Annotated in this window: 10 protein-coding genes; 6 read left to right on the top strand and 4 right to left on the bottom strand. The window is 74.9% G+C overall.

The genetic code is table 11. From position 1 onward, the window contains the following. Together selB and ACYVI6_RS16020 are read right to left on the bottom strand one after the other, a co-directional pair. On the bottom strand, positions 1-1,094 hold a 1,094-nt coding region (selB, locus tag ACYVI6_RS16025), incomplete at its 3' end, for a selenocysteine-specific translation elongation factor (protein ID WP_460447324.1). 43 nt (positions 1,095-1,137) lie between these two features. Next, the gene (locus ACYVI6_RS16020) at positions 1,138-2,757 is read right to left on the bottom strand and encodes a methyl-accepting chemotaxis protein (RefSeq protein ID WP_460447323.1); all 1,620 of its coding nucleotides are present in this window, start codon (positions 2,755-2,757) and stop codon (positions 1,138-1,140) included. 146 nt (positions 2,758-2,903) lie between these two features. On the opposite strand from ACYVI6_RS16020, the gene fdh reads away from it, so the two are divergent. The 5 genes from fdh (at position 2,904) to ACYVI6_RS15995 (ending at position 9,176) form a co-directional block, all read left to right on the top strand. Further along, positions 2,904-6,149, top strand: a complete 3,246-nt coding sequence (fdh, locus tag ACYVI6_RS16015) for a formate dehydrogenase (protein WP_460447322.1) — start codon at positions 2,904-2,906, stop codon at positions 6,147-6,149. A gap of 5 nt (positions 6,150-6,154) precedes the next feature. Beyond that, on the top strand, positions 6,155-7,090 hold the full coding sequence (locus tag ACYVI6_RS16010) for a 4Fe-4S dicluster domain-containing protein (protein ID WP_460447325.1): 936 nt from the start codon (positions 6,155-6,157) through the stop codon (positions 7,088-7,090). Beyond that, a complete protein-coding gene (gene nrfD, locus ACYVI6_RS16005) occupies positions 7,087-8,121 on the top strand; it encodes an NrfD/PsrC family molybdoenzyme membrane anchor subunit (RefSeq protein WP_460447321.1) in 1,035 nt (344 codons plus the stop codon). Before ACYVI6_RS16010 ends, nrfD begins: the two co-directional genes overlap by 4 nt. A 145-nt stretch (positions 8,122-8,266) precedes the next feature. Then, positions 8,267-8,818 carry a hypothetical protein gene (locus ACYVI6_RS16000; protein ID WP_460447320.1) on the top strand — a complete coding sequence of 184 codons (552 nt, stop codon included), beginning with the start codon at positions 8,267-8,269 and terminating at the stop codon, positions 8,816-8,818. Between the two features lies 1 nt (position 8,819). After that, a complete protein-coding gene (locus tag ACYVI6_RS15995) occupies positions 8,820-9,176 on the top strand; it encodes a VOC family protein (protein ID WP_460447319.1) in 357 nt (118 codons plus the stop codon). Positions 9,177-9,249: 73 nt separating this feature from the next. On the opposite strand, the gene ACYVI6_RS15990 is transcribed toward ACYVI6_RS15995, so the two are convergent. Continuing rightward, positions 9,250-10,476: a baeRF2 domain-containing protein gene (locus tag ACYVI6_RS15990; protein WP_460447318.1), complete on the bottom strand. Its 1,227-nt coding sequence runs from the start codon at positions 10,474-10,476 to the stop codon at positions 9,250-9,252. Positions 10,477-10,522: 46 nt separating this feature from the next. Then, positions 10,523-10,960, bottom strand: a complete 438-nt coding sequence (locus ACYVI6_RS15985; protein WP_460447317.1) for an OsmC family peroxiredoxin — start codon at positions 10,958-10,960, stop codon at positions 10,523-10,525. A 111-nt stretch (positions 10,961-11,071) separates the two neighbouring features. On the opposite strand from ACYVI6_RS15985, the gene ACYVI6_RS15980 reads away from it, so the two are divergent. Continuing rightward, the coding region (locus ACYVI6_RS15980) for a hypothetical protein (RefSeq protein ID WP_460447316.1) at positions 11,072-11,559 on the top strand (488 nt) is incomplete at its 3' end.

Raw genomic sequence — 11,559 nt, 5'->3', positions numbered from 1 at the left:
CCGTCCGCCCCGGCCAGCAGCTCGGCGCGCTCCCTGGCTGCACCGCGCCGTCGCGGCAGCTGCGGCGGGTCGGGGTCGAGCACCACCACGCCGCCGAGCACCCGGGAGGCGCCCGGGTCGCGCAGCAGGCCGCGATCGCCCACCCGCAGCGGCAGCGGCGCCTCCAGCGTCAGCCGCACCACGTCGGACGTCGCGGCGGCGAGCGGCCGCAGCCGGGCCGCCACGCGAGCCGACCCCAGGTGCAGCAGCGACCCGGCCGGCAGGTCGGACGCCGCGCTGCCCCGCAGCCGCACGTCGACCAGCGACGTCACCAGCTGGTGCCCGGCGGTGGCCAGCACGTCGCCGCGGGCCACGTCGTCGGCCGCCACCCCGCGCAGGTTCAGCGCGAGCCGGGCCGGGCCGACCACCTCGTCGCGCTCAAGCACCAGCGACTGCACGTCGCACACCACGACGTCGGTGCCGGCGGGGAGCAGGCGCAGTCGGTCGCCCGGTCGCACCCGGCCGCCGGGCAGCGTGCCGGTCACCACGGTGCCGGCGCCGCGCACGCTGAAGGCGCGGTCGACCCAGAGCCGCACCGGCGCCTCCGGGTCGCCCGCGGGCAGCCGCGCGACGAGCCCGCCGAGCGCGGCGAGCAGGTCGTCGAGGCCCTCGCCGGTGCGGGCGCTGACGGCGACGTCGTCGACCCCCTCCAGCCCGGTGCCGCGCAGGTGCTCGCGCGCCTCGCGCACGGCAGGTGCGGGGTCGGCCAGGTCGGCGCGGGTGACGACCAGCAGGCCCTGCCGGACGCCGAGCGCGTCGAGGGCGTCGAGGTGCTCCTGCGACTGGGGCATCCACCCGCCGTCGGCCGCCACCACGAGCAGCACGGCGGGCACCGGGCCGACGCCGGCGAGCATCGTGGGCACGAAGCGCTCGTGACCGGGCACGTCGACGAAGGCGACCTCCGTGCCGTCGACCGTCGTCCAGGCGAAACCGAGGTCGAGCGTCAGCCCGCGGCGCCGCTCCTCGGCGTACCGGTCGGGCTCCATGCCGGTGAGGGCGCGCACGAGCGTCGACTTGCCGTGGTCGACGTGACCCGCGGTCGCCAGCACCTGCACCCGCCGAACCTACGTCCTGCCCGGCGGGGAGGGGCTGCCGGGATCAGCAGGTGAAGCGGGACACCTGCCCGCGGAGGTCGTCGGCCATGCGGGCCAGCTCGCCCACGGCGGCGCGGCTGCGGGCCACGGCCTCGGTGGTCTCGACCGACGCCTCGGCGACGCCCGTGATGCTCTGGGCGATCTCGCCGGAGCCCTGGGCCGCCTCCGCCACGTTGCGGGTCATCTCGCGCGTGGTGGCCGTCTGCTCCTCGACCGCCGAGGCGATCGTCAGCTGGTGGGCGTTGATCGTGGTGATGATCTCCGAGATCTCGGCGATCGCCTCGACGGCTCCGGAGGCGTCCTGCTGGATCGCCTCGACCCGCCGGGCGATGTCCTCGGTGGCCTGCGCGGTCTCCCGCGCCAGGTCCTTCACCTCGTCGGCCACGACCGCGAAGCCGCGACCGGCGGCACCCGCGCGAGCGGCCTCGATGGTCGCGTTGAGCGCCAGCAGGTTCGTCTGGCCGGCGATGGCGGTGATCACCTTGACCACGTCGCCGATGAGCCGGCTCGACTCGCCGAGCTGGGTGACGGTGCGGTTGGTGGTCTCGACGACGTCGACCGCGCGGGCGGCGACGCCGGCCGCCTCGCCCGCCGACCGGGAGATCTCCTGGATCGAGGCGTCCATCTGCGCGGAGCCGGCCGCGACCGTGCGCACGTTGCGCGACACCTCCTCGGCGGTCGCCGACACCGACGCCGCCCGGCGCGAGGTGTGGTCGGCGCCCGAGCCGACCTGCTCGCTGACGCCGGTCAGCTGCGCGGCGCTGGTGGTGACCGCCGCGGCCGAGCGCGTGACCTGCTCGACGACGTCGCGCACCGACTCCTGGGCACGGGCCAGCGCCTGCGCCATCCGGCCCAGCTCGTCGCGCCCGGTCACGCCCGAGCGGGCGGTCAGGTCGCCGTCCGCCATCGCCTCGACGGCGCCCTGCAGCCGGCGCACGCGGCGCACCAGCCGGCTGGTGACGAACGCCGACAGCAGGCAGACCGCGAGCGTGGTGAGCGCGCCGGTGACGAGCAGCAGCGTGCGGGCGCGGGCCTGGTCGGCGCGGGCCTGCACCTCGACCACCGACGCGCGCTGGTGCACCAGGTCGGAGAGCTCGCCGAGCGACCGCTCGAGGTGCTGGAACGACAGGATGAAGGCGTTGTACCGGGGCGGGGTGGTGGCGCCCGAGACGCCGCTGCGCGCGGCGTCCTGCGTCACCTGGGCGGCGAGCGCGACGTACTCCTCGACGTCCGGTGCGACCTCGGCGACCGCCGCGTCGACCTCGGCGCCGAGGTGCGCGGCGGAGGCGGCCCGCAGGCCGTCGCGCAGGACGTCGGCCTGCACCGCGACGTCGCCCGCGGCCGAGGTGCCCTGCTGGTTGCCGGCGAAGTGCATGGCCGTGAGCACGTCCGCCCGCACGGCGTCGTGGGCCATGTCGCCCTCCATGAGCTGCACGCCCACGGTCGACAGGAGGCTCACCCGACGGCCGGTGTCCTTCGCCTGCTGCAGGCCGCGCACGCCGAAGCCCAGCAGCGCCGCCATGCCGAGCACGGTCACGACGACGATCGCGCCGAGCTTCACGCGCAGCGGCAGGTCCCCGAGCCGGCCGGCCGATGCCAGCCCGTCGTCCTCGCGCACAGCCATGTCGTCGTCCCCACCGGTCGGCGAGCGCTCTTCGCCCGCACCACCCCGGTCCATCGACGTCCGGGGCGCAGGGCTGTAGCCCGATCCGCGAAACCCGGCGGCCCGTTGGTGTGGCTTCGGGGCCCGTGGCGTGGCACGGTGCACCCGTGGGCGTGAAGACGTGGATCGAGGGGTGGCCGGTCTACCGGCAGGTCACCGGCACCGACCCCCTGGGTCGCGGGGCCGCCGTGGAGTCCAAGGGCACCCGCGAGCACCGCGCCCGCACGTCCGAGGCCGACCACGTCGCGCGGTCCGTCTGCCCGTACTGCGCCGTCGGCTGCGGCCAGAAGGTGTTCGTGAAGGACGGCGAGGTCACCCAGATCGAGGGCGACCCCGACAGCCCGGTCTCGCGCGGGCGGCTGTGCCCCAAGGGCTCCGCGAGCAAGAGCCTGGTCACCAGCCCGCTGCGGCTGGAGACGGTGCGCTACCGCCGCCCGCACGGCACCGAGTGGGAGGACCTGCCGCTCGACCGGGCGATGGAGATGATCGCCGACCGCGTCGTGCAGACCCGCCGCGAGAGCTGGCAGGACAAGGACGACCAGGGGCGGTTCCTGCGCCGCACGATGGGCATCGCGAGCCTCGGGGGTGCGACCCTCGACAACGAGGAGAACTACCTCATCAAGAAGCTGTTCACGGCCGTGGGCGCCATCCAGGTCGAGAACCAGGCGCGTATTTGACACTCCGCCACGGTCCCCGGTCTGGGGACCTCGTTCGGACGCGGCGGCGCCACCCAGTTCCTGCAGGACCTGGCCAACGCCGACTGCATCGTCATCCAGGGCTCGAACATGGCCGAGGCGCACCCGGTCGGGTTCCAGTGGGTCATGGAGGCGAAGGCGCGCGGCGCGACGGTGATCCACGTCGACCCGCGCTTCACCCGGACGAGCGCGCTCGCCGACCGCTACGTCGGCCTGCGCGCGGGCACCGACATCGCGTTCCTCGGCGGCGTCATCAACTACGTCCTGTCGAACGAGCTCGACTTCCGCGAGTACGTCGTGAACTACACGAACGCGGCGCACCTGGTGAGCGAGGACTTCCGCGACACCGAGGACCTCGACGGGCTGTTCAGCGGCTGGGACCCGGAGACCCGCACGTACCACGAGGGTTCGTGGGAGTACGACGGCGTGAACCAGTCCGGCGGTGACTCCGCCGAGACCGAGAGCCGGCGCGAGACCGGTGCGGGCCTGCAGCACGAGTCGCACGGGCCCGGTGTCGGCCAGGACGCCGAGCGCGACGAGACCCTGCAGCACCCGCGCAGCGTCTACCAGGTGCTGAAGCGGCACTTCTCCCGCTACACCCCGGAGATGGTGTCGCGCACGTGCGGCGTCGACGAGGCGGACTTCCTCGCCGTCTGCGAGGCGTGGACGCGCAACAGCGGGCGCGAGCGCACCACCAGCCTGGTGTACTCCGTCGGCTGGACGCAGCACGGCAGCGGCGTGCAGTACATCCGCGCCGGCGCGATCCTGCAGCTGCTCCTCGGCAACATGGGGCGGCCGGGCGGCGGCGTGATGGCGCTGCGCGGGCACGCCAGCATCCAGGGCAGCACCGACGTCCCGACGCTGTTCAACCTGTTCCCGGGCTACCTGCCGCACCCGATCGCCGGGCAGCACGACAGCTTCGACCAGTGGGTCGACGCGATCACCCACGGCGACGCGAAGGGCTTCTGGCACGGCGCGCGCAGCTACTGCGTGAACCTCTTGAAGGCCTACTACGGCGACGCCGCGACGGCCGAGAACGACTGGAACTTCGACCGCATCCCGAAGCTCACCGGCGACCACGGCACCTACCGCACCGTGCTCGACATGATCGACGGCAAGGTCAAGGGGTACTTCCTGCTCGGCCAGAACCCCGCCGTCGGGTCGGCCCACGGGCGCGCCCAGCGGCTCGGCATGGCCAACCTCGACTGGCTCGTGGTGCGCGACCTGTTCGAGATCGAGAGCGCGTCGTTCTGGAAGGACTCGCCGGAGGTCGAGACGGGCGAGATCGTGCCCGAGGAGTGCGGCACCGAGGTGTTCCTCATGCCGGCGGCGGCGCACACCGAGAAGGAGGGCACCTTCACCCAGACGCACCGGATGCTGCAGTGGCGCGAGAAGGCGCTCGAGCCCAGCGGCGACCGGCGCAGCGAGCTGTGGTTCTTCTTCCACCTCGGCCGGCTGATCCGCGAGCGGCTGCGCGACAGCACCGACGACGCCGACCGCGCGGTGCTCGACCTGGCGTGGGACTACCCGATGGTGGGCGAGACCGACGACCCGGATGCCGAGATGGTGCTGAAGGAGATCAACGGGTACCGCACCGACACCCTCGAGCCGCTCTCGTCGTACACCGAGATGACGGACGACGGCACGACGGCGGGCGGCTGCTGGATCTACACCGGCGTCTACGCCGACGGCGTGAACCAGGCCGCGCGCCGCAAGCCCGGCCACGAGCAGGACCACGTCGCGGCGGAGTGGGGCTGGGCCTGGCCGGCGAACCGGCGCATCCTCTACAACCGCGCGTCCGCCGACCTCGACGGCAAGCCGTGGAGCGAGCGCAAGAAGCACGTGTGGTGGGACGAGGACGCCGGGCGCTGGACGGGCCTCGACGTGCCCGACTTCGAGGTGACGAAGCCCCCGTCGTACCGCTCGGCCGACGACGCGGTCGGCGTCGAGGCCCTGAACGGCGACGACCCGTTCATCATGATGTCCGACGGCAAGGGCTGGCTGTTCGCGACCAGCGGCCTCATCGACGGCCCCATGCCGACGCACTACGAGCCGGCCGAGTCGCCCGTGCGCAACCCGCTCTACGGTGCGGTGCAGGCGAACCCGACGGCGAAGTACTACGACCGCGTCGACAACCCGACCAACCCCAGCCCTCCCGACGACGAGCTGGCGGCGGTGTACCCGTACGTCTTCACGACCAGCCGGCTCACCGAGCACCACACGGCCGGTGGCATGAGCCGCACGCTGCCCTACCTCGCCGAGCTGCAGCCGGCCATGTTCATCGAGGTGTCGCCGGCCCTGGCCCGCGAGCGGGGCCTCGAGCACAACGGCTGGGCGCACGTGGTCACCAGCCGGTCGGCGATCGAGGCGAAGGTGCTGGTCACCGACCGGATGCGCCCGCTGCGCGTCGACGGCCGCACGATCCACCAGGTGTGGCTCCCGTACCACTTCGGTCAGGGCGGGGCGGCGATCGTCAGCGGCGACTCGGCGAACGACCTGATCGGCGTGACGCTCGACCCGAACGTCCTTATCCAGGACAGCAAGGTCGGCACCTGCGACGTCCGGCCCGGACGGCGTCCGCGCGGTGCCGAGCTGCGACCGTACGTCGAGCGGACGGCGCACCGCGCCGGCCTGCGCACCAACGAGGAGCCCGCGTGAACGTCATCGGTCCCAACAGCCTGGCCGGCCCCGTCGACCCCGCGACCGACTCCGGCTGGCAGCCGGAGCCGCGGATGGGCTTCTTCACCGACACCACGGTGTGCATCGGCTGCAAGGCGTGCGAGGTCGCCTGCAAGGAGTGGAACCTCGTGCCCGAGGACGGGCTCGACCTCACCGGGATGTCGTACGACAACACCGGTGCGCTCGGGGCCAGCACGTGGCGGCACGTCGCCTTCATCGAGCAGGAGGCCCCGCCGCGCAGGGGTGGCGGCGCGACCGACCTCGGCATGCCCGCCCTGCGCGAGCAGCGCACCGGCGGCGAGGACGCGCAGCCGCAGCTCGCCGTCGACGACCAGCAGGCGGCCGGGCCGGTCGACGTCCGCTGGCTGATGTCGTCGGACGTCTGCAAGCACTGCACGCACGCCGGCTGCCTCGACGTCTGCCCGACCGGCGCCCTGTTCCGCACCGACACCGGCACGGTCGTCGTGCAGCAGGACATCTGCAACGGCTGCGGCTACTGCGTGCCGGCCTGCCCGTTCGGCGTCATCGACCAGCGCAAGGACGACGGTCGCGCGTTCAAGTGCACGCTGTGCCACGACCGCACCGAGGAGGGCCTGATGCCCGCCTGCGCGACCGCCTGCCCGACCCAGTCGATCCAGTACGGCCCCCTGGACCAGCTGCGCGAGACCGCTGCCGCGCGGGTCGAGGCGCTGCACGCGGGCGGCGTCGAGGAGGCCCGGCTGTACCTCGAGTCGGACGACGACGGCATCGGCGGCGCCGGCGCGTTCTTCCTGCTGCTCGACGAGCCGGAGGTCTACGGCCTGCCGCCCGACCCGGTGGTGCCGACCCGCGACCTCGGGCAGATGTGGCGGCGCGCCGGGATGGCTGCCGTCGGCATGGTCGCGACCGCGGTGGTCGCCTTCGCCGGACGGCGCCGGTGAGCCCCCGCCGCGGCGAGGAGACGCGGGTCCCCGAGGCGGACTTCCGGTCGTACTACGGGCGCCCGATCCTCAAGGAGCCCACGTGGGAGTGGGACATCCCGGCGTACCTGTTCACCGGCGGGCTGGCGGCCGGCTCGTCGTTGCTGGCCGCCGGCGGCGACGCGAGCGGACGGCACGGGCTGCGCCGCGCGACCCGCTGGACGTCGCTCGTGGCCGTCAGCGCCAGCGCGTTCTTCCTCGTGCACGACCTCGGGCGCCCTGCCCGCTTCCACCACATGCTGCGCGTCGCCAAGGTCACCTCGCCGATGTCGGTCGGCACGTGGATCCTGACCGCCTTCGGCCCGGCGTCCGGCATCGCGGCCCTCGCCGAGCTCGGCGGGCTGCTGCCGACCAGCGGCGTGCTCGGTGCCGTCAACCGGCTGGCCCCGGCCCTGGCCCGGGCCGGCGGCGTCGGCGCGGCCGCCACCGCGCCCGCGCTCGCGACGTACACCGCGGCGCTGCTCACCGACACCTCCACGCCCGCCTGGAAGGAGGCGCACGGCGTGCTGCCGTTCGTCTTCGCCGGCAGCGCGCTGGCGTCCGGCGGCGGCGCCGCGCTGGTCACCGCGCCCCTCGCCGAGAGCGGCCCGGCGCGCCGGATGGCCGTCGTGGGGGCCGCCGCCGAGCTGGCCGGCACGCTCGTCGTCGAGCGCCGCCTCGGCCTCGCGAGCGAGGCGTACCACGAGCCCGGCCCCGAGCGGCTGATGGACGCCGCGCGCTGGCTGACCGCCGCCGGCGCGCTGGGCGCCCTCGTGTCGGGCCGCAGCCGCGCGCTCTCCGCGCTGTCGGGCCTGGCCCTGCTCGGCGGCTCCCTCGCCACCCGCTTCGGCGTCTTCGAAGCCGGCAAGGCCTCCGCCCGCGACCCCCGCTACGTCGTGGTCCCCCAGCGCGAGCGCCTCGACGCCCGCCGCGCCGCCGATGCCGCCTCGGCCGCCGGCGCCGACACCGGGGCCGACACCGGGGCCGACACCGGGGCGTCCGACGCCGGCTGACGCCGCGGGAACACGGCGCTGCGGTCCTGCGACGAAGTCGAGCAGCTCTGACACGGCGGGCGGCGGCGATGTCGCGCATCCTGGGTGAGCGGGCCCCGCTCCCAGACACCGAGTGCCGGCGCCCCCCTTCGACAGAGGAGCACACATGGAGACCGACACCTTCTCGCGCGCGAGCCACGACCTGGGCCTCGCCGGCTGGTTCGGCGGCACGCTGGCGAACGCGGTCGCGCTGAACAAGGCGGCGGGCGCGGCCAGCGACGCGTCGTCCTCCGGCCGCGTGGCGAACGCCGGCTGGGACGCCTGGACGCCGGTCAACGCCGCCGCCATCGGCCTGCACCTGGTCGGCTCGGTCGGCCAGCTCGTCGGCAACGGCGAGCGGGTCAAGGGTCAGCAGGGTGTCGCGAGCATGGCCCTGGTGAAGACCGCGCTCACCGCCGTCGCCCTGGGCGCCACGGCGTACAGCCGCGTCCTCGGCAAGCGCGTGTCGAACGCGGAGGACGTGCCGGTCAGCGACGGCACCACCCCCAGCACCAGCACCCCGGCCGACGTCGCCGCCGCGCAGCGCCAGCTGAAGGTCATGCAGTGGGTCATCCCCGCGGTCACCGGCGCCCTGGTCGTCGTGAGCTCGTTCGCGGGCGAGCAGCAGCGCACCTCGAACGTCGTCAGCGGCGTCGCCCGTCGCGCGTTCGGCCGCTGACGTGGCCGGCTCCGTGGCCGCCGTCTGGGTACCGGTCGACGACATGCAGCGTGCCGTCGACTTCTACACCGGCGTGCTGCGCCTCGAGCTGAAGAGCCAGTCGGACGACTGGAGCGAGATCGACGCGAGCGGTCTGCTGATCGGGCTCAACGGTCGCGAGGGCACGAGCGCGCACTCCGACGGCGGAGCGGTCATCTCGTTCACGCCCGAGGGCTCGATCGACGACGAGTACGCCCGGCTGCAGTCGGCCGGCGCGACGGTGACCGGTGAGATCAGCGACCACCCGTGGGGTCGCATCGCGCCGTTCAAGGACACCGAGGGCAACGACCTGCAGCTGTACGCGCCGCCCTCCGAGTGAGCAGACGCACCGACGGCCGTCGACCCCCTGTCCCGCAGGGGTTCGGCGGCCGTCGTGTGTCGTCGGTCAGGTGTCAGACCGGCCCGGCGGACGGCTCGCCGCGGCCGGGCATGCTGCGCAGGCCGTCGTGCGACGTCGAGGCGTCGCTGTAGCGCAGCAGCGCTCCCACGCCGTCGGTGAGGGTGACCTGCTGGCGGTCGCGGTGCCCGGCCGAGTCGTCGGCGAGGTCCTGCTCGGGGGTGCCGTGCGGCCGGCCGCCGACCAGCGTCAGGCCGGCACCGGTGCTGATCGCACCCCACACGAGCGCCGCGCCCGCTGCGACCTCCTGCGGCGACTCCTCACCGGCCTCGACGAGGTCGGAGCGCCTGGTCGCGACGGCGCCGGGCGTCGACCCGACCCAGAGCCGCAGCGTGGACGACGGGTCGTCGTGCAGCAGCACCTCCTCGACCTGGCCCCGGCGCAGCGACTCGACCACCGCGTCGAGCCCCTCGACCGCGAGGTCCTGGCGCTGCTCGCCCTGCTCGAAGCGGTCCAGCACGTCGGCCCGGTGGGCCGCGGCGCGCTCGGCCAGCGCGCGGGCGACGTCCTCGCGACGGCGCTGCTCCGACCCGCCCGCGGCCCGCGACCCGGGCACGCGGACCACCTTCGACGCGGTGTCGGGGCCGACGGCGTCGAGCAGCTCGGCGACGACCTGGTCGTCGCCGCGCACCAGCACCAGCTCGGGCCGCTGCCGCCGCACCACGCGGTCGAGCTCGGCCGCGACCTGCGCGGCGTTGCGGGCGGTGGTGTCCTCGACCCGCGACTCCACGCGCCGCTGCGAGGTGCCGCGCACGTGCGCCGCGTGCACCTCGTCGTCCGACCCCTGCACGGTCTCGGAGCCGGCTGCGGCGCCCAGGGCGTCGGTCAGCTCGAGGTCGGCGCCGGTGCGGTCGACGTCGACCACGACGTGGCTGATGCCGGAGGTCGCCCGGGCGACGGGGAGCAGGTGCGGCACGGGGCCCCACTGCGACTCCTCGCGGCCGGGCGCCTCGGGCAGCACCAGGTCGAGCTGCACGCCGTCGTCCGTCGCCACGACCAGCCGGCCGACGGGTCCCCCGCGGTGCGTCGGCTCGGTGACGACCTCGCGCACGGCCGCCAGCGCCTGCTCCGAGGCGCCCTGCGCCCGCAGCCGCTCCTCGTGGGCCTGCCAGCGCAGCTCGACCTCCTTCGCGCCGTCCGGCCCGTCGCGGGTGGCGTCGAGGCTGACGGTCAGGAACGGTCCCGTCCCGTCGGCCACGGGTCGGAGCCAGTCGAGGCGCACGGTGTCCTCCTGCGTCGGTGCAGCGGTGGTGGTGCGGGGGTGCGGGTCAGTCGGCCTGGGCGGTGAGGGTGATCTCGACGCCGGTCAGCGCCTTGCTCACCGGGCACCCCTCCTTGGCCTGCTGCGCCACCCGCTGGAAGGCGTCGGCGTCGAGGCCCTCGACCTCACCGGTGACGGTCAGCGCGATGCCGGTGAGGCGGAAGCCGCCGGCCGGGTCGGGGCCGAGCGAGACGTCGGCCTTCACCTCGAGCGCGCGCGGCGTGCCGCCGGCCTGCGCGGCCATCGCCGAGAACTGCATCGCGTAGCAGGCGCTGTGCGCCGCCGCGATGAGCTCCTCGGGGCTGGTGGTGCCGTCCGCGTCCTCGGCGGCCCGCTTCGGGAACGAGACGTCGTAGGTGCCGACCTTCGAGCTGCTCAGCTCGACCTGGCCGGAGCCCTGCTCGAGGGTGCCGTTCCAGGCGGTGCGGGCGGTGCGAGTGGGCATGCGTGGGCCTCCTGCTCAGGCGGTGACGGGCCACCTCGGCCCGCCGTCCAAGGCCACCACACCTGCCACGACGGCGCACCCCGAGCACATCGCGGGGGCTACCCCTTGCCCTTGCCCCCGTGGCCCCCGTCGTGCTTCGAGCCCGGGCCGCTGTTCCCCGACGTGTCGCCCTTCGGCGGCTTCGGCGGCTTGGGGTCGCCCTTCGGCGGCTTCGGCGGCTTGGGGTCGCCCTTCGGCGGCTTCGGCTCGTCCGGCGGCGGCTTCGGCGCGGGCGGGGGCGGCGGGGGCTTCGGAGCCGGCGGCGGCTTCGGAGCCGGCGGCGGCTTCGGCGCGGGCGGGGGCTTCGGGGCCGGCGCAGCGGGCTTCGTCGTGGTCGACGGGGCTGGGGCCGCGGGCTTCGAGGTCGACGGCTTCGAGGTCGAGGGCTTCGGGGCGGGCGCGGGGTGCGTCGTGGTGGCGGCCGGCGGGGTGGTCGTCGTGGTCGAGGGCGACGGGTCGGCGACCGCGGACGTCGGCGCCGCGGTGGGGGTCGCGGTCGGCGCGACCGTGGGAGCGGCGGGGGGTCCGGCGGTGGGTGCGCCGGTGGCGCCGGCGACGGG

This window comes from Angustibacter aerolatus, from assembly GCF_054776675.1.
This window is presented reverse-complemented; position numbering and strand designations above follow the sequence as displayed.

What these genes read in the sequence shown, in the direction of transcription:
- ACYVI6_RS16020 (WP_460447323.1), bottom strand. Translation starts at nt 2,757, where the DNA reads ATGGCTGTGCGCGAGGACGACGGGCTGGCATCGGCCGGCCGGCTCGGG.
- ACYVI6_RS16000 (WP_460447320.1), top strand. Translation starts at nt 8,267, where the DNA reads ATGGAGACCGACACCTTCTCGCGCGCGAGCCACGACCTGGGCCTCGCC.
- ACYVI6_RS15985 (WP_460447317.1), bottom strand. Translation starts at nt 10,960, where the DNA reads ATGCCCACTCGCACCGCCCGCACCGCCTGGAACGGCACCCTCGAGCAG.